The organism is Clavibacter sp., assembly GCF_014802555.1.
GTDB lineage: Bacteria > Actinomycetota > Actinomycetes > Actinomycetales > Microbacteriaceae > Clavibacter > Clavibacter sepedonicus.
The window spans coordinates 15552-35733 of sequence record NZ_JAAVCB010000075.1 but is presented as its reverse complement, the minus strand read 5'-3'; the positions used below and the strand labels follow the sequence as shown (position 1 = coordinate 35733).

The 20182-nt window shown below is 74.0% G+C and carries 19 protein-coding genes and 1 tRNA gene; 4 read left to right on the top strand and 16 right to left on the bottom strand.

The features are described 5' to 3' along the window. Positions 1-120: 120 nt before the first annotated feature. The 3 genes from HDR73_RS08405 to HDR73_RS08395 all read right to left on the bottom strand — a co-directional run bounded on the left by HDR73_RS08405 (position 121) and on the right by HDR73_RS08395 (position 3344). Entirely contained in the window at positions 121-1542 is a 1422-nt protein-coding gene (locus tag HDR73_RS08405; protein WP_012299138.1) for an MFS transporter, read from the bottom strand. A 70-nt stretch (positions 1543-1612) separates the two neighbouring features. Then, on the bottom strand, positions 1613-2347 hold the full coding sequence (locus tag HDR73_RS08400) for an esterase/lipase family protein (RefSeq protein ID WP_012299139.1): 735 nt from the start codon (positions 2345-2347) through the stop codon (positions 1613-1615). Positions 2348-2414: 67 nt separating this feature from the next. Further along, positions 2415-3344, bottom strand: coding sequence for an alpha/beta fold hydrolase (locus HDR73_RS08395; protein ID WP_012299140.1), 930 nt, complete (start codon positions 3342-3344; stop codon positions 2415-2417). An 84-nt stretch (positions 3345-3428) separates the two neighbouring features. Between HDR73_RS08395 and HDR73_RS08390 the strand changes: the two genes are divergently transcribed. Beyond that, positions 3429-4562 (top strand): histidinol-phosphate transaminase, encoded by a 1134-nt coding sequence (locus HDR73_RS08390; RefSeq protein WP_012299141.1) that lies wholly within the window; start codon positions 3429-3431, stop codon positions 4560-4562. A gap of 37 nt (positions 4563-4599) precedes the next feature. Here HDR73_RS08390 and HDR73_RS08385 read toward each other — a convergent pair whose 3' ends face one another. Continuing rightward, on the bottom strand, positions 4600-5529 hold the full coding sequence (locus HDR73_RS08385; protein WP_094146266.1) for an SDR family NAD(P)-dependent oxidoreductase: 930 nt from the start codon (positions 5527-5529) through the stop codon (positions 4600-4602). Continuing rightward, on the bottom strand, positions 5526-8066 hold the full coding sequence (locus HDR73_RS08380) for a DEAD/DEAH box helicase (RefSeq protein ID WP_041464565.1): 2541 nt from the start codon (positions 8064-8066) through the stop codon (positions 5526-5528). Before HDR73_RS08380 ends, HDR73_RS08385 begins: the two co-directional genes overlap by 4 nt. An 87-nt stretch (positions 8067-8153) precedes the next feature. Between HDR73_RS08380 and HDR73_RS08375 the strand changes: the two genes are divergently transcribed. Together HDR73_RS08375 and HDR73_RS08370 are read left to right on the top strand one after the other, a co-directional pair. Then, a complete protein-coding gene (locus HDR73_RS08375; protein ID WP_012299144.1) occupies positions 8154-8417 on the top strand; it encodes a hypothetical protein in 264 nt (87 codons plus the stop codon). Positions 8418-8487: 70 nt separating this feature from the next. After that, complete coding sequence (locus HDR73_RS08370) at positions 8488-10074, top strand: SDR family oxidoreductase (RefSeq protein WP_012299145.1); 1587 nt, start codon at positions 8488-8490, stop codon at positions 10072-10074. 74 nt (positions 10075-10148) lie between these two features. Here HDR73_RS08370 and HDR73_RS08365 read toward each other — a convergent pair whose 3' ends face one another. The 6 genes from HDR73_RS08365 to HDR73_RS08340 form a co-directional block, all read right to left on the bottom strand. After that, on the bottom strand, positions 10149-10421 hold the full coding sequence (locus HDR73_RS08365) for an HPr family phosphocarrier protein (protein ID WP_012299146.1): 273 nt from the start codon (positions 10419-10421) through the stop codon (positions 10149-10151). Positions 10422-10466: 45 nt separating this feature from the next. Beyond that, a complete protein-coding gene (locus HDR73_RS08360) occupies positions 10467-12515 on the bottom strand; it encodes a PTS fructose transporter subunit IIABC (RefSeq protein WP_012299147.1) in 2049 nt (682 codons plus the stop codon). Positions 12516-12537: 22 nt separating this feature from the next. Beyond that, entirely contained in the window at positions 12538-13509 is a 972-nt protein-coding gene (locus HDR73_RS08355) for a 1-phosphofructokinase family hexose kinase (protein ID WP_012299148.1), read from the bottom strand. Beyond that, complete coding sequence (locus tag HDR73_RS08350; protein ID WP_041464566.1) at positions 13506-14294, bottom strand: DeoR/GlpR family DNA-binding transcription regulator; 789 nt, start codon at positions 14292-14294, stop codon at positions 13506-13508. The genes HDR73_RS08355 and HDR73_RS08350 overlap by 4 nt, the downstream gene beginning before the upstream one ends. Positions 14295-14429: 135 nt before the next feature. Then, on the bottom strand, positions 14430-15404 hold the full coding sequence (locus tag HDR73_RS08345; protein WP_106408644.1) for an SGNH/GDSL hydrolase family protein: 975 nt from the start codon (positions 15402-15404) through the stop codon (positions 14430-14432). A 96-nt stretch (positions 15405-15500) separates the two neighbouring features. After that, positions 15501-15824 carry a hypothetical protein gene (locus tag HDR73_RS08340; RefSeq protein WP_049791999.1) on the bottom strand — a complete coding sequence of 108 codons (324 nt, stop codon included), beginning with the start codon at positions 15822-15824 and terminating at the stop codon, positions 15501-15503. Between the two features lie 119 nt (positions 15825-15943). Between HDR73_RS08340 and HDR73_RS08335 the strand changes: the two genes are divergently transcribed. Then, on the top strand, positions 15944-16867 hold the full coding sequence (locus HDR73_RS08335) for a nuclease-related domain-containing protein (protein ID WP_133064085.1): 924 nt from the start codon (positions 15944-15946) through the stop codon (positions 16865-16867). A gap of 102 nt (positions 16868-16969) precedes the next feature. Here HDR73_RS08335 and HDR73_RS08330 read toward each other — a convergent pair. From HDR73_RS08330 to nadD, 5 genes are all read right to left on the bottom strand, one after another. Next, positions 16970-17042, bottom strand: a tRNA-Ala gene (locus HDR73_RS08330). Between the two features lie 100 nt (positions 17043-17142). Continuing rightward, positions 17143-17568 carry a TFIIB-type zinc ribbon-containing protein gene (locus HDR73_RS08325; RefSeq protein WP_041464568.1) on the bottom strand — a complete coding sequence of 142 codons (426 nt, stop codon included), beginning with the start codon at positions 17566-17568 and terminating at the stop codon, positions 17143-17145. Between the two features lie 52 nt (positions 17569-17620). Beyond that, positions 17621-17998, bottom strand: a complete 378-nt coding sequence (gene rsfS, locus HDR73_RS08320) for a ribosome silencing factor (RefSeq protein ID WP_012299154.1) — start codon at positions 17996-17998, stop codon at positions 17621-17623. A gap of 39 nt (positions 17999-18037) precedes the next feature. After that, on the bottom strand, positions 18038-19582 hold the full coding sequence (locus tag HDR73_RS08315) for a hypothetical protein (RefSeq protein WP_012299155.1): 1545 nt from the start codon (positions 19580-19582) through the stop codon (positions 18038-18040). Continuing rightward, positions 19579-20181: a nicotinate-nucleotide adenylyltransferase gene (nadD, locus tag HDR73_RS08310; protein ID WP_012299156.1), complete on the bottom strand. Its 603-nt coding sequence runs from the start codon at positions 20179-20181 to the stop codon at positions 19579-19581. The genes HDR73_RS08315 and nadD overlap by 4 nt, the downstream gene beginning before the upstream one ends. Position 20182: the final 1 nt, after the last annotated feature.

Genomic DNA, 20182 nt, shown 5'->3' with positions numbered 1-20182 from the left:
GAACGGGGCGTTAGCGTGAGTCACGAAGACCTCCGGTGATGACGTGTGCTTGGTAACTCACATCGTCCCGGAGGTCTTCGCTATCCGCCCCAGCGTTCACAACCTCCCGAGGAACTACATCTAGCCCGCGGCCTCGGTGGCGGCCGCGGCGTGGCGCGAGCGGATCCCGACGAGGGACACCAGCCCGCCGGCGATCAGCAGCGCCGCGGTCACGAGCACCACGCGGTGGAAGGCCGCGACGTCGAGGTCGGGCCCGGCGACCAGCCCGATCGCGGCGATGGCGACGAGCCCGGCCACGCGCGACACGGCGTTGTTGACGGCGGACGCGATGCCCGCCTGCGCCGACGGCACGGCCTCGAGGATCGTCGCGGTCAGCGGCGCGACCGTCATCGACAGGCCCAGGCCGAAGACGAGGATGCCCGGCAGCAGCTGCCCCCAGTAGTCGACGGGCTCGCCCACGCGGAGCATCAGCAGGTATCCGCCGCCCGCGACGATCGGCCCCGCGCCCATGAGCAGCCGCGGCCCGATGCGCCCGGCCAGCGCGCCGAAGCGCGTCGACAGCAGCAGCATGATCACGGTGGTCGGCACGAGCGCGAAGCCGGCCGCGGTCGCCGACAGCCCGCCGGTCTGCTGCAGGAAGACCGCGATGACGAAGCCGCCGAGCGACAGGGCGCCGTAGATGCCGACCGTCGCGATGTTGCCGACGAGGAAGTCCCGCTCGCGGAAGAGCGAGAGCGGCAGCATGGGGCGCGGTGTGCGCCGCTCGCGCACCACGAAGAGCACGAGGCACGCGACGCCGACGACCAGGCTGCCGACCACGAGCGGGTGCGCGATCCCCCGCCGCGACTGCTCGATGAGGGCGAAGACGGGGCCGCCGATCCCGATGGCGCCGAGCACCGCGCCCGGCACGTCGACGCGCGTGCCGTCGGCGACGGGCGCGTCGTGCGGCAGCCGGGCCAGGAGCACGAGGGTCACGGCGATGGGCAGCACGTTGATCCCGAACACGAGCCGCCAGTCGAGCGTGTCCACCAGGACGCCGCCGAGGACGGGGCCGACGAGCATCGCGGTGCCGGTCCACGCCGTCCAGGAGCCGATGGCGCGCGCCTGCGCGGGACCGCGGAAGGCCTGGGCGATGAGGGCGAGCGAGCTCGGCACGAGCAGCGCGCCGGCCGCGCCCTGGGCGGCGCGCGCGGCGATGAGGATCCCGGCGGTCGGCGCGATCGCGCACACGAGCGAGGTCACGCCGAATCCGACGAGCCCCCAGCGCAGCACGCGCACGCGGCCGAACGCGTCGGAGAGCGAGCCGGCCAGGAGGATCAGCGCGCCGAGGGTGATGAGGTAGGCGTCCACGACCCACTGCTGCACCACGAGGCCGCCGCCGAGGTCCTCGCCGATCGCGGGCAGCGCGACGTTGACGACCGTGCCGTCGAGGAAGGCGACGAAGGAGGCGAGGACCGCGACCACGAGCACCGTGCGACCGCGGCCGTCCGCGGTCCCGTCCAGGTGGCCGTCCGCGTGGGTCGCGGCGGCGGAGTCGGGCATGTGCCCAGTATGCGCCGCGCCCGACGGCCCGTCCGGGCGCGGGTCGGCTCCGGCTCCGGCCCCGCGCGGATCAGGCGGGAGGCGCCGCCGCGGTCCCCGCCCGGTCGATCGCGGCCTCCACCCGGCGCAGCACGTCCTCGTCGCCCATGATCCGGAAGTGCCCGGAGGCCCGGACGCGCTCGTCCGTCGCGCCGTCGAGCGAGCTGCCGCCGGGGATGTGCGGGTCGAAGCGCGCGAAGACGCTCGTGATCCGCGCGTTGACCTCGCGCGACCGGCCGAGCTCCACGAGCGCGGCGTTCCGCGGCGAGAAGTCGCGGATGCTGCGGACGGGGATGAGCCGCGCGTACGAGGATCCGCCGAATGGCGTGTTGATCGCGACCATGGCGCGGATCCGCCGGTCGGGGTCGCCGAATGCCATGAGGTGCTTGCCGATGAGGCCGCCCTTGCTGTGCGCGACGATGACGACGTCGCGCAGGTCCTCGGCCTCGAGGTACGCGCGGGCGCGGCGCGACATCTCGGCGACCCGGCCCACGTTCGCGCCGAGCGCGCCGACCACGTGCACGCCGTGGCCGCGCGCGTGCAGCCTCCGGATGATCGGCAGCATGAACTGCCAGCGCTCGTAGACGCCCGGCAGCACGAGGATCGTCGGCCGGTCGTCGCGGCCGTCCTCGAAGGAGCGGGCGTCGTCACGGGAGAGGGTCGCGGCCGCCTGCCAGCGGAGGACGTACGCGTAATCGAGGGCCCAGTCGAGCGCCTTGCGGAGGAGCGTGAGCGGCGGGAGCGGGTCGGGTCCTGCGGTGGTCACCCGTCCATCCTGCCCGGGCGCGGCCTCCGCGACCGGCGCACGGGGCGACGGCCGCGATCCCGCCGCCTCAGCGGGCCCGGGCATGCTCCACGATCGCGCGCGCCACGCCGAGCGGATCCGTGTACATCACGACGTGCGGGCCGCGGGCGACCCGGTACGTCCCGCGCGGGATCCGGGCCGCGAGCTCCTGCGCGAACGGCCGGTCGACCACGGCGTCCCGGTCGCCCACGATGACGAGCGTGCGGGCGCGGATGCGCGGCGCGCGCTCCTCGACCGCGTCGTCGATGAGGTGCGGCAGCTGGCGGAGGTAGTACCGCATCCCGCAGCGCAGGAAGTAGTCGCCGAGCACGACGGCGTTCGCGAGGAGCGGCTCGCGGAGCGTGTCGACGCCGAGCGCGAGGGCCGCGCGGACGACCCCGCGCGTCCGCGGCGGGAGGGTGGGCGCGATGAGCACGATGCGGTCGGCGACCTCGGGATGGTCGACGGCCAGCCGCGTGACGATCTGGGTCCCCATCGAGTGGCCGACGACGACGGGGTCCACGAGGCCGTGCATCCGGATCACCTCGGCGACGACCGCCGCGTGGTCGTCGAGCGTCACGTCGCGCCGGACCCGCGGCGACTCGCCGTACCCCGGCAGATCGATGGCGTACACCGTGCCGTGCCCGGCGAGGAACGCGGCCACGGGGTGGAAGTAGCGCGAGGAGACGCCGATCCCGTGCACGAGCACGAACGACGGGCGGGCCCCGGCGGGTCCGGCCGAGCCGATGCCCGCGGCAGCGGTCGGGAGCGTGCGCCCGGCGTTGCCGCCCGGCGTCCGGAACACCTTGATCGCGATCCGGAAGCCGAGGACGGTGCGCCGCTCCAGGTCGTGCTCGACGGGGATCGCCCGCGACCCGTAGCGCCGGGAGAGCAGGAGCCAGCGCGGCGGGGCGGACTCGGTGCGGTGCACGTCCCCCGGGAGCCGGACGCGGGTGAGCCGGGCGAGGGGGGAGCGCATCCCGCGACCCTAGCCGTCCCGCGCCGGGCACCGGCTGCCCCGGTCGATGGGAGGATAGGGACCCGCCCGATCCCGAGGAGACCCATGAGCCCCGCCTGGTCAGAGACCACCCTCGCCGACCTGCCCCTGCGCGACGGGATCCGCGGCGAGGAGCCGTACGGCGCCCCGCAGCTCGACGTGCCCGTCCTCCTCAACGTGAACGAGAACCCGTACCCGCTGCCCGAGGAGGTCGCGGTCGCGGTGAGCGAGGCCGTGCTCGAGGCCGCGCGGGGGCTCAACCGCTACCCGGACCGCGAGTTCCTCGAGCTCCGCACCGAGCTCGCCGGCTACCTCACGGCCGACAGCGGGCTCGCCCTCGGGCCCGAGAACGTGTGGGCGGCGAACGGATCCAACGAGGTGCTGCAGCAGGTGCTCCAGGCCTTCGGCGGCACCGACCGCGTCGCGCTGTCCTTCGCGCCGCACTACGCGATGTACCCCGAGTACGCGCGCAACACGCTCACCACGTGGGTCTCGGGCCGCCGCCAGGAGGACTTCACGCTCGACCTCGCGAACGTCACGGACCTCGTCGCCGAGCACCAGCCGAGCGTCGTGTTCCTCACCTCGCCGAACAACCCCACGGGCACCGCCCTCACCACGCGGGAGATCGAGCACGTGCTCTCCGTCGCGCCCGGCGTCGTGGTGATCGACGAGGCGTACGCCGAGTTCCGCCGCGAGGGCGTCCCGACGGCGATCTCGCTCCTGCCCGACCACCCCCGCCTCATCGTCTCGCGCACCATGAGCAAGGCGTTCGCGTTCGCGGGCGGCCGGCTCGGCTACCTCGCGGCATCGCCCGCCGTGGTCGACGCGCTCCGCATCGTGCGGCTCCCGTACCACCTCTCCCGGATCACCCAGGTGAGCGCGACCGCCGCCCTCCGCCACAGCGGGGTGCTGCTCGCGCAGGTCGCGTCGCTCCGCGAGGAGCGCGACGGGCTCGTCGAGTGGCTCCGCGGCCGCGGCTTCGAGGTCGCGCCCTCGGACGCGAACTTCGTGCTCTTCGGCCGCTTCCCCGGCGTGCACCCGGCCGACCGGCACGCGGTGTGGCAGGGGCTCTTGGATCGCGGCGTCCTCATCCGGGAGACGGGACCCGAGGGCTGGCTGCGCGTCTCCGTCGGCACCCCGTCGGAGACGGCCGCGTTCCGCGACGCGCTCGACGACGTGCTCGGGATCCCGCGCGCCTGAGCCGCCTCCGCGCGCCCACCGCCGGGTCAGGGCCGGGTCAGGGCCGGAAGCGGATCCCCGTCGCGTCCTCGGCGGCCGCCCACAGCTGCTCGGCCACGGCGTGCGAGCGCGCGTGCTCCGCGACGAACGCGGGAGCGGGCGCGCCCCTCAGCTCGAGCGGCCCGCCGGGTCCCCAGAGGTCGCCGCCCGTGACGCCGGGGGCCACGGCCGCGTGCACGACCGGCCACGCACCCGCGTCCTTGCCCTGCACAAGGACGCGTCCGGCACGGGCGACCCGATGGCGCGCGGCGGCGATGCCCCGCGGACGGTCGGCCGGATCCTGCGGCGGCGTCAGCGCGTCCACCGCGTAGCCGGGGTGCGCCGAGAGCGCGATGCGGTCGTATCCCGCGGCGCGCCACCGCCGGTCGAGCTCGCCCGCGATCATCATGCACGCCGTCTTCGACCGGCCGTACCGCACGAGCGCCGGCATGCGCCGCTCCCCCGCGAGGTCGCCGAGGTCGAGCGGGGAGAAGCGGTGCGCGAGGGATCCGAGCATCACGACCCGGCCGCCGGCCCGCAGCCGCGGAGCGACCCCGGCGACGAGCGCGAAGTGCCCGAGCGCGTTGGTGCCCATCAGCTCCTCGAACCCGTCGATCGTCGTCCGGTGGTGCCGTGCGCGGCCGCCCGCCGGGGTGAGGCCCGCGTTGGCCACGATCACGTCGAGGTCCTCATGGACGGCGGCCGCGCACGCGTCCACGCGGGCGAGGTTCGCCAGGTCGAGGGGCACGACCTCCAGGTCCGCCCGCGGGGTGCGGGCCCGGATCGCGCGGGCGGCGGCGTCGCCGCGCTCCTCTGAGCGGCAGGCGAGCAGCACCCGGGCCCCCGCGTCGGCGAGCTGCGCGGAGGTCCAGAAGCCGATGCCGCCGTTCGCGCCCGTGACGAGCACCGTCCGCCCGGCGAGGTCGGGCAGACGCGGCTCCCCGCTCACGAGAGGGTGCCCACGCGGGTCACGCGCACGACGGCCTCGCCGGCCTCGTTCGACGCGTCGAGGTCGACGGTCGCCTCGATCCCCCAGTCGTGGTCGCCATCGGGGTCGTGCAGCGCCTGCCGCACGGTCCACTCCGTCGGACTTTCGGTGATCGTCACGAGCGCCTGGCTGCGGGCGTCGCCGTCGGTGAGGATCCGGTCGTACTCGCCGAAGTAGCCGTCGAGCGCGTCGCCCCACGCGTCGGCGTCGTAGCCGGCCGCGGCGTCGAGCTCGCCGAGCGCCTGCAGGTCCTCGCGGGCCGCGAGCTGCACGCGCCGGAACATCTCGTTGCGCACGAGGATCCGGAACGCGCGCGTGTTCGACGTGAGCAGCTTGGGCGCGGGCGGCAGCACGGGCGCGTCGCCGGGGGCCGCGGTCGGGTGCGACAGCTCCTCCCACTCGTCGAGGAGGCTCGAGTCCACCTGGCGCACCAGCTCGCCGAGCCACTCGATCACGTCGAGCAGCTCCTCGGTCTTGGCCTCGTCCGGGATGGTCTGCCGCAGCGCCCGGAACGCGTCGGAGAGGTAGCGGAGCACGAGGCCCTCGGAGCGCATGAGCCCGTAGAAGGAGATCAGCTCGCTGAAGGACATCGCCCGCTCGTACATGTCGCGGACGACCGACTTGGGGCTGAGCGCGAAGTCGCCGATCCACGGCTGGCTCGCGCTGTAGGTCGCGAACGACTGGTCGAGCAGCTCCTCCAGCGGCTTCGGGTGCGTGACGGTCTCGAGCAGCTCCATGCGCTCGTCGTACTCGATGCCGTCGGCCTTCATCGCCTGCACGGCCTCGCCGCGGGCCTTGAACTGCTGCTGCGACAGGATCGGCCGCGGGTCGTCGAGGGTCGCCTCCACGACGCTCAGCATGTCGAGCGCGTACGTCGGCGACTCGCGGTCGAGGATCTCGAACACGGCGACCGCGAACGGTGACAGCGGCTGGTTGAGCGCGAAGTCGGCCTGCAGGTCCACCGTCAGCGAGATCCGCGCGGGCCCGCCATCCGGGTCGTCCACCTGCTCCACGATCCCGGCCGTCCGCAGCGTGCGGTAGATGGCGAGGGCGCGGCGCGCGAGCGCGAGCTGCCGCACGCGGGGCTCGTGGTTGTCCTCGACGAGCGACCGCATGTTCTGGAACACGTCGCCGCCGCGCGCGATGACGTTGAGCATCATCGCGTGGCTCACCTGCATGCTCGACGTCAGCCGCTCGGGCTCCGCGTCGATGAGCTTGCGGAAGCTCGGCTCCCCCCACGAGACGAAGCCCTCGGGCGCCTTCTTGCGCACGAGCTTGCGGCGCTTCTTCACGTCGTCGCCCGCGCGCTCGAGCATCTTGATGTTCTCGGTCTCGTGCTCGGGCGCCTGCGCGACGACCGTGCCCGTGGTGTCGTAGCCCGCGCGGCCCGCGCGCCCGGCGATCTGGTGGAACTCGCGCGCGTTGAGCTGCCGCATCCGCGTGCCGTCGTACTTGGTGAGGCCCGTGAAGAGCACCGTGCGGATGGGGACGTTGATCCCGACGCCGAGCGTGTCCGTCCCGCAGATGACGCGGAGGAGCCCGCGCTGCGCGAGCTGCTCCACCAGCCGCCGGTACTTCGGCAGCATCCCGGCGTGGTGCACGCCGATGCCCGCGCGCACGAGCCGCGACAGGGTCTTGCCGAACGCCGTGCTGAAGCGGAAGTCGCCGATGAGGTCCGCGATCTCGTCCCGCTGCTCGCGCGTGACGATCTTGATGCTGGACAGCGCCTGCGCCCGCTCCAGCGCGGCCGCCTGCGCGAAGTGCACGATGTAGACGGGCGCCTGCTTCGTGTCGAGCAGCTCCTCGACCGTCTCCTGCACGGGGGTCACGGCGTAGTGGAAGAAGAGCGGCACCGGGCGCTCGATGCCCGTGATGCGCGCGGTCGGCCGGCCGGTGCGGCGCGTGAGGTCGTCCGCGAGCTCGGTGACGTCGCCGAGCGTCGCCGACATGAGCACGAACTGCGCGTGCGGGAGGAGCAGCAGCGGCACCTGCCAGGCCCAGCCGCGCTGCGGATCCGCGTAGAAGTGGAACTCGTCCATGACGACCTGGTCGACGGGCGTCTCCGCACCGCCGCGGAGCGACCGGTTCGCGAGGATCTCGGCGGTGCAGCAGATGATGGGCGCGTCCGGGTTCACCGAGGAGTCGCCCGTGACCATGCCCACCTGGGCCGCGCCGAACAGCTCGACGAGCGCGAAGAACTTCTCGGACACGAGCGCCTTGATGGGCGCGGTGTAGTACGAGCGGCGGCCGCGGGCGAGCGCGGCGAAGTGCGCGGCCACCGCGACGAGCGACTTCCCCGTGCCGGTCGGCGTCGAGAGGATCAGGTTCGCGCCCGACGCGATCTCGAGCGCCGCCTCGTCCTGCGCCGGGTACAGCTCGATCCCCCGGCCGATCGCCCACTCGGCGAACGCGTCGTAGATGGCGTCGTCGGTGGCCCCGTCCACGGCCAGCCGGGCCGCCTCCTCGGTGAGCGTGGGGGCGAGGGCGGTGTCCGACATGATGCGTCCATCCTCCCCCACGCGTCCCGCCGCGGAGTTCTCCACAGGCGGCAGGGTCCACCAGGCGCCAGCGCGTACGTTCGCCGGATGCCGTCCCAGCCGCTCGACCCGCGTCACGATCGCGCCCCGCTCGACCCCAGCCCCGCGCCCCCCGTCGAGGGGCAGCCGACCACCGCGGACGCGGACAGCGCACCCGGCGCGGTCGCCGCTCCCGAGTCCGTCCCCGTCGACCCCGAGACGGAGCGGGCGCGCTGGCGCGACCGCCGCACCGGGGTCATCGCCCTCGTCGTCGTCACCATCGCGCTCTGGGCCGTCATCGCCGCAGCGGTCGGCTTCGCGACCACGATGTAGCGCGCCGGCGGTCGCCGTCGCCGCCCCGTCCGCCGCCCGGCTGCCGCTTGCGGCCCGGGTATGATCTCCTGTGCCCTCCGACGCCCTGCCCGACGACCCCGCCCGCCCCGCGGATCCCGTCGCCCCCTCGCCCGACGCCGACGCGACGACCGACGCGGCCTCGATGCCCGAAGGCGACCCCGCGACCAAGGCGGCCGCCGCGTCGCCCGGCTCGGCCATCGATCCCGACGACCTCGCCACCGCGCTCCGCGTCCTCGGCTCGCTCGCCGACATCGACGAGGACCACCCCGACTTCGTCGCCGTCCGCCGCGCCACCGCCTCCATGTTCAAGGAGGTGAAGAAGGCCCGCCGGCTCGAGAAGCGCGAGGCCGTCGCGAGCGCCGACCGCGCCGTCGTCGCGGCCACCGCCACGGGCGCGCCCGACCGCATCGACGACGAGACCCGCGGGATCCCGCTGTCCATCACGACCGCGAAGCCCACCGCCGGCACGCTCCTGCGCTCGCGTCCCTGCTACATCTGCAAGCAGCACTACACGCAGGTCGACGCGTTCTACCACCAGCTCTGCCCCGACTGCGCGCTCCTCAACCACGCGAAGCGCGAGGCCCGCACCGACCTCTCCGGGATGCGCGCGCTCCTCACGGGCGGCCGCGCGAAGATCGGCATGCACATCGCGCTCCGGCTGCTCCGCGACGGGGCGCACACCACCATCACCACCCGGTTCCCGCGCGACGCCGTTCGCCGCTTCGCCGGCCTGCCGGACGCGCACGAGTGGGTCCACCGCCTGCGCATCGTGGGCCTCGACCTCCGCGATCCCGCGCAGGTCATCGGCCTCACGGATGCGGTCGCCGCCGCGGGTCCCCTCGACATCCTCATCAACAACGCCGCGCAGACCGTGCGCCGCTCCCCCGGCTCGTACGCACCGCTGTCCGAGGCGGAGGCCGCGCCGCTGCCCGACGGCGACCTCCCCGAGCTGCTGACGTTCGGCCACACTGCGGACGCGCACCCGGCGGCCCTGGCGGCGAGCGTCGCGGCGCACCCGATCCTCTCCACCGCGGCCGGGATCACGGCCGCCGAGGTCACCGAGCTCGCCATGACGGCCGGCTCCTCCTCGCTCGCGCGCCTCGCCGCCGGCACCGCCATCGACGCGGGCGGCCTCGTGCCCGACCTGCACGACGCGAACAGCTGGACGCAGGTGGTCCACGAGGTGGATCCGCTGGAGATGCTCGAGGTCCAGCTCGCCAACGTCACGGCCCCGTTCCTGCTCGTGAGCCGGCTGCGCCCGGCGATGGCCGCCTCGGCGTCGCGCCGCAAGTACGTGGTGAACGTGAGCGCCATGGAGGGCCAGTTTGCCCGCGCGTACAAGGGCCCCGGCCACCCGCACACGAACATGGCGAAGGCCGCGCTCAACATGATGACCCGCACCTCGGCGCGCGAGATGCGCGAGACCGACCGCATCCTCATGACGAGCGTCGACACCGGCTGGATCACCGACGAGCGCCCGCACCCTACGAAGGTGCGGCTCGCCGAGGAGGGCTTCCACGCCCCGCTCGACCTCGTCGACGGCGCCGCGCGCGTCTACGACCCCATCGTCATGGGCCAGGCCGGCGAGGACATCTCGGGCGTCTTCCTCAAGGACTACCGCGTCGCCGAGTGGTGATGCGCCGCATCCGCTGACACGACGAGAGGCCCGGACCCGCATCGCGGTGTCCGGGCCCCTCGTCGCGGGGGCGGCTACTCGACGGCGTCGAGGTCGCTCTCGAGCAGGGCGGCCAGCTCGTCGAGCGCGGCGTCCGCGCCGTCGCCCTCGGCGGTGAGCACGACCTGGTCGCCGTTCGCGGCGCCGAGGCTCATCAGCGACAGGATGCTCGTCGCGTCGAGCGGCGTGCCTCCCGGCTTGCTGATCTTCACGGCCACGCCGGTGCGGCGGACGGCCTCGATGAACAGGGATGCGGGTCGGGCGTGCAGGCCCACGCGGCTGCCGATGGTGGCGGTGCGCTCGGTCATGGACGTTCTCCTTCTGGGTGTGCGGATGTTGGGGCGGGAAGGCGATCAGGCCGCGACGGGGACGCCCTGGTCGGCGGCGGACGTCTCGGCGACGGCCTCCGGGCGCTTCGTCGTGAAGCGCTTGAGGAGCACGACGAGGAACGCGGAGATGACCGCGCCGACCGCGACGGAGGCGAGGAAGCCGAGGAACGTGCCGTTCATCGCGAAGAGCACGAACACGCCGCCGTGCGGGGCCTGCGACACGACACCGAGCCCCATGACCATGGCGCCCGTGACGGCACCGCCGACGATGCTCGCCGGGATGACGCGCAGCGGGTCGACGGCGGCGAAGGGGATCGCGCCCTCGGAGATGAACGCGGCGCCGAGGAGCCACGCGGCCTTGCCGTTCTCTCGCTCGGCCGGGCTGAACAGACGGCGGTCGATCACGGTGGAGGCGAGCGCCAGCGCGAGCGGCGGCACCATGCCGGCGGCCATGACGGCGGCCATGATCTCCCACGGGGTCTGGTCGGTGATGGATCCGGCGCCGAGACCGGCGACTGCGAACGAGTAGGCGACCTTGTTGATGGGGCCGCCGAGGTCGATGCACATCATGACGCCGAGGATGATCCCTAGGACGATGGCCGACGTGCCGGTGAGGCCCGAGAGGAAGCCGTTGAGGCCGCGCGTGAGGGCCGCGATCGGGCCGCCGAGCACCATGACCATGAGGCCGGAGGCGACGATGGAGGCGAGCAGCGGGATGATCACGACGGGCATGAGGCCCCGCAGCCAGCGCGGCACGTCGATGCGGCCGATCGCGTAGGCGATGCCACCGGCGACGAGGCCGCCCACCAGGCCGCCGAGGAAGGCGGCGCCCATGATGACGGAGATGGACCCCGCGACGAACCCGGGCGCGATGCCCGGCCGGTCGGCGATGGCGTAGGCGATGTAGCCGGCCAGCGCGGGCACGAGGAACGCCATCGACGCGTTGCCGATGACGAACGCGACGGCGCCGAGGTACTGGCCGAGGCCGCCCGCGGGGAGGTCTGCCAGCGAGTTCTGCAGCACGACGTCCGACGCGGTCTCGGTGATCCGGTACCCGCCGAGCAGGAAGCCGAGCGCGATGAGGAGGCCGCCGCCCGCGACGAACGGGATCATGTAGCTGACGCCCGTGAGCAGCCAGCGCTTGAGGCGCGCGCCCACCGACTGCGACGCCTGCGGGGAGGCCTGCTCGGATCCGGCCGACGACGCGCCGCCCGGCACGCGCGGGGCGTTCGGGTCCTTCGCGGCCGCGACGGCCTCGGCGACCATCTGGTCGGGCTGGTCGATCCCGCGCTTGACGGGCGACTGGATGACGGGCTTGCCGGCGAAGCGCGCGCGGTCGCGCACGTCCACGTCGACGGCGAAGATCACGGCGGTGGCCCGCGCGATGATCGCGGGGTCGACGGGCGTGACCGAGGAGGATCCCTGCGTCTCGACATGCAGCTCGACGCCGGCGCGCTTGGCGGCCGCCACGAGCGAGTCGGCCGCCATGTAGGTGTGCGCGATGCCGGTGGGGCACGCGGTGACGGCGATGAGCACGGGCGCGTCGGCGGGGGCCTTGGCCGGAGCGGATGCGGCTGCCGCGGGAGCCGCGGCGGCCGGAGCGCCCGTCGAGGATGCGGGCTCGTCCACGAGAGCACCCTCCACGAGCCAGACGACCTGGTCCTCGTCCGTGGCGGAGCGCAGCGCCTCGACGAACTCCGGCTTGATGAGCGACCGGGCGAGGCGCGACAGCAGGACGAGGTGCTCCTGGTCGGCGCCGTCGGGCGCGGCGATGAAGAACACGAGGTCGGCGGGGCCGTCCGGGGCGCCGAAGTCGACGGCCGGCGCCGGACGGGCCATGACGAGCGTGGCCTCCGTCACCGCGGCGGAGCGGCAGTGCGGGATGGCGAGCCCGCCGCCCATGCCGGTGTCGGTCTTCGACTCGCGCTCCCAGGCGTCGGCGAAGAGGGCGTCGGCGTCGGTGGCGCGGCCCTCCGCGACGACGCGCTCGGCGAGCGTGCGGACGGCGTGCTCGCGGTCGGCGCCGAGGTCGGCGTCGAGGAGCACGAGGCGGTTCGTGATGAGCGATGGCATGTTCTTCTCCAGGTGGGGCGGGTCAGCGATCGGCGGCGATCGGGAGGAGCGGCTGGACGGTGACGCTGTCCGGTCGGGTCTGGTCGGGGGACGGCATGGTGCTGCCGGGCAGGGACGCGGCGGCGGATCCGTGGGCGACGGCCTGCGCCAGCCGCCCCTCGGGTCCTGCCCCGCGGTGGTCTGCGAGCAGGTAGCCCGCGAGCGAGGAGTCGCCCGCGCCCACCGTGCTCACCGGCACGATCGGGGGCATGGTGGCGAGCCACCCGCCCTCGCTCGTGGTGAGGACGGCCCCCCGCGCGCCGAGGGTCGCGAGGACCGCCCGGCAGCCGCGGGAGACGAGGGAGCGGGATGCGTCGTGGGCCCGACGGGGGTCGGCCTCCAGCGCATCCGGGTCGTCGATGCCGACGAGCTCGGCGAGCTCCTCGGCGTTGGGCTTGATGAGGTCCACTACCGCGTCGGACGCGACGAGCGCGGCCATGGGCGCGCCCGACGAGTCGACGGCGATCCGCGGGGCGGCGTCGCCGAGCTCGGCCCGCACGGCCTGCACCACGCGGGCGTGGAAGTCGTCGTCGAGGCCGGGCGGCAGGGATCCCGCGAGCACGAGCCAGCTCGCCCGGCGCGCGTGCCGGATCACGAGCGCGACGAGCGCGTCCGCCTCGGCGGCGGAGAGCTCGGGTCCCGGCTCGTTGACCTTCGTGGTCGTGCCGTCGGGCTCCGTCAGCGTGACGTTCTGGCGCACGCGGCCGTCGATGTCCAGGTGGTCCAGGGGGATCCGCTCGGCGGCGAGGGCCACGAGCATCGGGTCGTCGAGGCGTCCGGGCAGCAGCGCGATCGTGTCGAGGCCCGAGGCGATGAGCGCGCGCGAGACGTTGACGCCCTTGCCGCCCGGCTGCTCGGCGACGCCCCGGGCGCGCTGCACGGCGCCGCGCGCGAGGGCTCCCGCGAGGTCGATGGTGCGGTCGAGGCTCGGGTTGGCGGTGAGGGTGAGGATCACGCGACCATCACCTCGACCTCGGCGGCGGCCAGCGCGTCGGCCAGCGGGCCGTCGGGCGCGGCGTCGGTCACGAGCGTGTCGAGGTCGCCGAGGGCTGCGAAGCCGACGAGCGCCTCCTCCCCCGCCTTCGACGCGTCGACGAGCGCCACGGCGCGTCGGGATCCTCGGGTCAACGCGGTCTTCACGGCCGCCTCCTCTTCGTCGGGGGTGCTGAGGCCGAACTCCGCGTGGATCCCGTTCGCGCCGATGAAGGCGATGTCGGGTCGGAGCCGCGCGAGCTGGCCGAGGGTGGCGGGGCCGACGGCCGCGCTCGTGATCCCGCGGACGCGTCCGCCGAGCAGCTGCACCTCGACGGCGGGGTTCCGGGTGACGGTCTGCGCGACGGCCATGGAGTGCGTGACCACGACCAGCGTGCGGCCGGGGACGTCGGGCCGCCAGGCGGCGACGCGCTCCGCGACGAGCCCCGTCGTGGTGCCGGCGTCGAGGGCGATGGATCCCTCGAAGCTCGCCGGCAGGAAGGCCATGGCCGCGTCGGCGATGCGCGCCTTGGCCGCCGTGTTGCGGGATCCGCGCGTGTCGAGGCTCTCCTCCGCGCGCGTGGACCGGCCCGCCAGGACGGCACCGCCGTGCACGCGGCGCAGGACGCCGCGGCTCTCGAGCTGGGCGAGGTCGCGACGGACCGTCTCCGTCGTCACGTCGAAGTCGCGGGCCAGGCCGACGACCGCCACGCGGCCGGTGCGCTCGAGGAGGGCGACCACCCTGTCCTGGCGCTCTTCGGCGTACATGGGCGGTCTCCTTCGACTCCGTGGGGCATTGGCGCCTCGCGTCCTCGCACTGTAGCCCTCATCCGCAGGAGAAGCAACACGATGCCACAGGCTCCCACATGATCGCAGAGACCGTCGCGCGTGCGACGCGGCGGGTCAGCGGCCGAGCGCGACGGCCTCTTCGCGCAGCACGCCCGCCAGGACCTCCGACTCCCATGCCTGCCCGGCCGCGTTCGGATGCAGGGGGACGTCCCCGGCGCTGCCGCCGAGCCCGGCGACATAGGGGTCGCCCGCGTCGCCGGCGCATGCTCCGTGCTCGGCGGTCGGCGTCTCCTGGTCCACGAACCGGGCGCCCGCGTCGCCGGCCGCCCGGGCGATCGCGGCGTCGAGCTCGCGCTGGATCCCCGCGAGCCACACCGCGTCCCGGTCAGCGAGAAGCACCTGGCCGTTCACCGCCGACGTGGCCGTGGCCCGCAGGCAGCCTTCCGCCGGGAGCGCATCCGGGTCGCCGAGGACGGTGAGGTACCCGAGCGCGACGATGCGGGCGTCCGGCGCCGCGGCGCGGATCCGCGCGAACGCCTCGCCGAGACGCGTCGACACCTCCCCGTCGATGCGGGCGCGGACGGCGTCGGTGCCACCCGAGGGTGCCAGCGCGTCCACGCACGTCGTGGGTCCTGCGGCGACCGGTCCCTCCGGATCCCGCGCGAGGCACCCGCCGACGAGGGCCGGGAAGCCGAGGTCGTTGCCCCCGAGGCGCACGAGGACGACGTCGGCGCCGTCGGCCAGGGAGTCGAGCTGCGCGGGCACGGTCTGCCCGCCGCGCTCCCGCGGGGCGACGAGGTCCGCCGTGCTGGCGCCGTCGCAGGCCGCGTCGACGAAGTCGGCGCCAACCTCGGCCGCGGCCACCCGCACCGAGGACGCGACGGTGCGTCCGCAGACGCCGGGGTCGCCGGGCAGCGGCTCCGCGGATCCGGTGCCCGTGGAGTACGAGTCGCCGAGCGACACGACGCGCAGCGGCGCTGCCGCCGTCGGCAGCGTGACGGGGTCGGCGGAGGTGCACCCGCTCGCCAGGAGGACGAGGGCGGTCACGACGGCGACGGCGGCCGCCCCTCGGATCCGGATGCCCGCCATCGGACGCGAGCGGGACCTCGTCCGGGAGACGGGGCGTTCGGGACGGCGGTCCATCCCCTCGACCCTACGCGCGCGGGGGCAGGCCGGTCGGCCGGGTCAGTCCTCGGCGCCGCGCTGGCGCGCGTAGACGACAACGGCGACGATGAGGCCGACGACCAGCCCGGCAGCCAACGGGAAGAAGAACCCGCCCGGGCCGATCTGCGTGACGACGCTGCCGTGGTCGATGCGGGTGTCGACGACGCCCGGGACGTCGAGCCCGGGGTAGCCCTCGGTCCCCTGCGCGAACGAGGTGATGAGGAGCGTCACGATGACGGCCGCGCCCACCACGAACGCCGCCAGGAAGCCCAGCACCGCGGAACCGACCACCGACGTGCGGTGCGGGTCTGTGGTGTGCGTGCGGTGCAGGGTGGCGTGCGACATGGTGGAGCTCCAGGTTTCGATGACCTCGTTCACGCTACCCGGGTCCTCCAAGTGGAGGACAGTCCCCCGATCGGGGAGCGGATCCCGCGCGCCGATCGGACGACGTGGTTCCGTGGGGCATGCTGAACGCGCTCCCGTGGATCCTCGTCGTCCTGCTCCTCGCCGCCCTCGCACTGCTCTGCGTCGACCGGCGGCGGCGTCGGGCTCGTCATGGAGAAGCGCTCCAGGAGCAGCGAGCCCGTCACGAGCGGGAGGTCGCCCTCAGCGACTTGCAGCACGCAGCGGATGCCGCCTCTCGTGCTGAGGCGCACGCCGCGGAGCTGGCCGATCGCGCCGCCGCGCGGGAGGAGGCGGAGGAGGCGGCACACGAGGCGCGCAGGCAGCTCGCCCGCACGTGGAAGACCGATCGCGTGTCCCACGACCTGATCGTCGCGGCGTGCGCGGCGGCCCGCATCGGCGGTGCGCTCGCGACGAACGTCGTCCTGACGGGTACGGAGCCGAAGACGAAACGGAGGTTCCTGGTGCAGGTCGACCATGTGCTCCTCACCCCGCGAGCCGCCCTCATCATCGAGAACAAGCACTGGAGGGGGCTCGTCCTCGACGCCGTGCGACCGAAGGACCTGCACGAGTTCTGGGGAGCGCTGCTGGCGCGGTACGACGTCGACCCGCCCGCCGTCCTGCACATCACGTCGGACGGTGATGACGGCGCTTTCCACGTTCGACGCGCTGACCCGACCCCGGTGGCGCAGGTGCGACGCCAGTCCCTCCGTCTCGCGGCTCACGTGCAGGATGCGCTCGGATCCGCCCCGTTCTTCCACACCGTCGTCTTCTACAGCCATGCCGATGCCGAGGTCATCGCTCCTGAGGACGGCGAGGAGCGCGGTGCGACGCGGCGCATCCTCTCGCCCGCCGAGCTCGCTCCCGGCCTACGGAGGGTCATGCAGGTCAGCACCAGCCCGGTCTCGAGGGAGTCGATGGTCCACATGACGGAGCTGTTCGCATCCGACGGCGCCCACGTCGAGTGGGTCGGACCGCTGGCGTGAATCGGGGCGGTGCCATCCTGAACGGGACGCGGGAGGGGCCGTCCAGACCACCGGAGACGGGAAGAGCCCCGCGCCTCCGTGAGGAGGAGCGAGGCTCGAGGGTGGATCTGAGGGGATTCGAACCCCTGACCCCCTGCATGCCATGCAGGTGCGCTACCAACTGCGCCACAGACCCGTGAACCGCTTCCCTGCGGAAGCGACTCGTCTACATTACTACACATTCCGACCACCCCATGACCAGGGCATCCTCGTCGGCGGCCGGCCTGCGGCACGGCTCAGTCGAACAGCTTGCTGAGCCAGCTCTCCTTCTCGCGGCGCTTCCCGCCGTGGCCGGAGCCCTGCGGGTAGTCGCCCGCCGTCGGGTAGGCGCCCGTCGTCGAGTAGCCGGCCACATCGCGGTCGCCATAGACGTCACCCCGCGACCCATGAGCGCGGTCACGGTCGCGGTCGTCGTCGCGTCGGCGGTCGTCATCGCGCCGCCGGTCGTCGCGACCCGGCTCCGGGTAGCCGCCGAGCGGCGCCGCGGGTGGCACGGGCGACGCGGCCGCCGGGGCGACCCTCGTCTCCTGCTCCGCGCGGTCGAGGATCTTGTCGAGCTCGCCGCGGTCGAGCCACACACCGCGGCAGTCCGGGCAGTAGTCGATCTCCACCCCGACGCCCTCGCTCATCACCAGGGTGGCCGAGTCGTCGGGGCACTTCATGCGGGGATACCCTCGCGCGTCGGGCGTCGCTGCCCGGATGGATCGGATCGGATCAGGATGCGGAGGCCGTCGGCTCGATCTCGAGGGCGACGACGGGGCAGTCCTTCCAGAGGCGCTCCAGCGAGTAGTACATCCGGTCCTCCTCGGTGAAGACGTGGGCGACGACGTCGCCGAAGTCGAGGAGGATCCAGCGTCCCTCGCTCTTCCCCTCGCGGCGCAGCGGCTTGGCGCCCGCCTCGATCATCTTGTCCTCGATCTCGTCGGCGACCGCCTGCGCGTTCCGCTCGTTGCGGGCCGAGGCGATGAGGAAGACGTCGGTGAGGGGCAGGGGCCCGGAGACGTCGAGCGCGACCAGGTCGATGGCCTGCTTGGAGTCGGCAGCGGAGGCGGCGACCTTGAGCAGGTCGAGGGCGCGGGGAGAAGCGGTCACAGAGTCCTTCCGGGACGGGTGGGGAGGTGCATCAGACGATCAGAATACATTCGTCATGAACGCGACGATGACGAGGCCCGCGCCGATGACGGCGACTCCCCCGGCCGCGACGGCTGCGACGACCGGCGCGGTGAAGCGCTTGCGGGGCGGCGGCTGCACGACGGCGCGCGTCGAGGTGTGGGTGCTGACGGCGCGGCTGGCGCGCACGGGCTCCGAGTCGGTGCCGCCCGGCGCGTGGTCGTGGTCGTCGCCCTGCTCGAGGATGCGGTCCATGTCGGCCGTGTCGAAGCGGTCCGGGTGCGTGCCCATCGAGCCGAGGCTGCGCGGCAGGTCGATGGAGCCGGTGATGATGATCTCGCCCGTGCTGTTGAGCGCCTGCTGCATGTCGTTGACGTGCGGCACGGTCGGGAGGATGAAGTGGTTGCCGGTGTGCGGCTGGTCCTCGTCGACCTGGTCCTGCACCGACCAGTGGCCGGCCGGCGGGGTGAACGGCGTGCGGGCATCCGGCACGCCGGGCGCGGTGGCGTCCGCCGGGGACGGGACGGCGGAGGGCGCACCAGCCTCGGGCGCCTCGACGCGAGCGCCCTCGAGGTCCTCGGCGGCGGCGGATGCCCGCGTGCCGAACGCCGGTTCGAGCGATGGCTCGGCGGAGCCCGTGACCCAGGGCGTCGGCTCGAGCGAGGGCGCGGGGCGCGGATCCTCGTCGGTGCTCGGGGTGTGCGCGGCGAGCGGCGGCACGGTCGGCTGCTCGCCCGACGCGTCCACGTCGCGATCGGCGGCGTCGCCCGAGGGGACGATGGGCGCGAAGGGCCACGCCGACGGCGTCTCGGCGGGGGTCGCCTGGCGCTCCGAGGCCGCGGCCTCGTCCGACGACACGTCGGACGTCACGACCTGAGCGTCGTCATCCGCGGTGGGCGCCGGCGCCGGGGCCTCGGTCGTGTCCGCTGCGGAGGCCCGGCGGTACGCGCTCCCGTAGGGCGCACGCGGTCGCGGGGTCGCGCGGGATCCGCGGCCGTACCGGGCGAACGGCGGCACGGACGAGTCCGAGGACGTGGGCGGGGCGTCGTCGACGGCCGCCGACGGCTCGCCGCCGGACTGCTCCGCATCCGACTCGGACGCGGTGGGCTGCGGCTGCGGCTGCGGCTCCTCGTGATCCGATCCGTGCTGCTCCCGAGCCGCCTCCTCGGCCTCGCGGATGGCGCGCAGCTGGCGTCGGGTGAGCACGCCGCCCGACAGGAGGATGGCTGAGGTGTCCGGCCCGATGCCGGGAGCGGCCGGGGGCGTCGTCGCCTCGTCGGGCCGGGGTGCCGATGCGTCCTGTGCGGTCGACGCGAGGTCGTCGGGTCCGTCGGACGACGGGGTCGACGTCGCGACCGGCTCGTCGGGGGAACCGGTGGTCGAGCCGCCGTCGACGGGCGTCGACTCGTCCGCCGGGGCGTCGCCGGCCTCGTCGATGCCCAGCTCACGGGCGCGCGCACGCTCGGCGGCGCGCATCTCGCGCCGGCTCAGCCCGAGGGTCGCGGGAGCGGGACCGTCGTCGAACGAGGTCGGCCCGGTGTCGGGCGCGTCGTGGGAGGGGGTCATAGCGGGCTCCGATACAGGTGGTGCTTGGAGATGTACTGGACGACTCCGTCGGGGACGAGGTACCACACGGGGAAGCCCCGTCCGACTCGGGCCCGGCAGTCGGTCGAGGAGATCGCCAGCGCCGGGACCTCGAGCAATCTTACGTCGGCGTGCGGGAGGCCGCTCTCGGTGAGGTCGTGCCCGGGGCGGGTGACGGCGACGAAGTGCGCGAGGTCCCACAGCTCGGCGACGTCCTTCCAGCCGAGGATCTGCTGGATCGCGTCCGCGCCCGTGATGAAGAACAGCTCCGCGTCCGGATGCGTGCGCCGGATGTCGCGGAGCGTGTCGATCGTGTACGTGGTGCCGGCGCGGTCGATGTCGACGCGGCTGACGGTGAAGCGCGGGTTGGCGGCCGTCGCGATCACGGTCATGAGGTAGCGGTGCTCGCCGTCGGTGACGGTCTGCTTCTGCCACGGCTGCCCGGTCGGGACGAAGATCACCTCGTCGAGCTGGAGGTGCTGCTGCACCTCGCTCGCGGCCACGAGGTGGCCGTTGTGGATGGGGTCGAACGTGCCGCCCATGACCCCGATGCGGAGGCGCGGGGTCGCGGCTGTCGTCATG

What these genes read in the sequence shown, in the direction of transcription:
- HDR73_RS08405 (WP_012299138.1), bottom strand. Translation starts at nt 1,542, where the DNA reads ATGCCCGACTCCGCCGCCGCGACCCACGCGGACGGCCACCTGGACGGG.
- HDR73_RS08380 (WP_041464565.1), bottom strand. Translation starts at nt 8,066, where the DNA reads ATGTCGGACACCGCCCTCGCCCCCACGCTCACCGAGGAGGCGGCCCGG.
- HDR73_RS08345 (WP_106408644.1), bottom strand. Translation starts at nt 15,404, where the DNA reads ATGGCGGGCATCCGGATCCGAGGGGCGGCCGCCGTCGCCGTCGTGACC.
- HDR73_RS08350 (WP_041464566.1), bottom strand. Translation starts at nt 14,294, where the DNA reads ATGTACGCCGAAGAGCGCCAGGACAGGGTGGTCGCCCTCCTCGAGCGC.
- HDR73_RS08365 (WP_012299146.1), bottom strand. Translation starts at nt 10,421, where the DNA reads ATGACCGAGCGCACCGCCACCATCGGCAGCCGCGTGGGCCTGCACGCC.
- HDR73_RS08395 (WP_012299140.1), bottom strand. Translation starts at nt 3,344, where the DNA reads ATGCGCTCCCCCCTCGCCCGGCTCACCCGCGTCCGGCTCCCGGGGGAC.
- HDR73_RS08335 (WP_133064085.1), top strand. Translation starts at nt 15,944, where the DNA reads ATGCTGAACGCGCTCCCGTGGATCCTCGTCGTCCTGCTCCTCGCCGCC.
- HDR73_RS08360 (WP_012299147.1), bottom strand. Translation starts at nt 12,515, where the DNA reads ATGCCATCGCTCATCACGAACCGCCTCGTGCTCCTCGACGCCGACCTC.
- HDR73_RS08375 (WP_012299144.1), top strand. Translation starts at nt 8,154, where the DNA reads ATGCCGTCCCAGCCGCTCGACCCGCGTCACGATCGCGCCCCGCTCGAC.
- HDR73_RS08315 (WP_012299155.1), bottom strand. Translation starts at nt 19,582, where the DNA reads ATGACCCCCTCCCACGACGCGCCCGACACCGGGCCGACCTCGTTCGAC.
- nadD (WP_012299156.1), bottom strand. Translation starts at nt 20,181, where the DNA reads ATGACGACAGCCGCGACCCCGCGCCTCCGCATCGGGGTCATGGGCGGC.
- HDR73_RS08340 (WP_049791999.1), bottom strand. Translation starts at nt 15,824, where the DNA reads ATGTCGCACGCCACCCTGCACCGCACGCACACCACAGACCCGCACCGC.
- HDR73_RS08325 (WP_041464568.1), bottom strand. Translation starts at nt 17,568, where the DNA reads ATGAAGTGCCCCGACGACTCGGCCACCCTGGTGATGAGCGAGGGCGTC.
- HDR73_RS08390 (WP_012299141.1), top strand. Translation starts at nt 3,429, where the DNA reads ATGAGCCCCGCCTGGTCAGAGACCACCCTCGCCGACCTGCCCCTGCGC.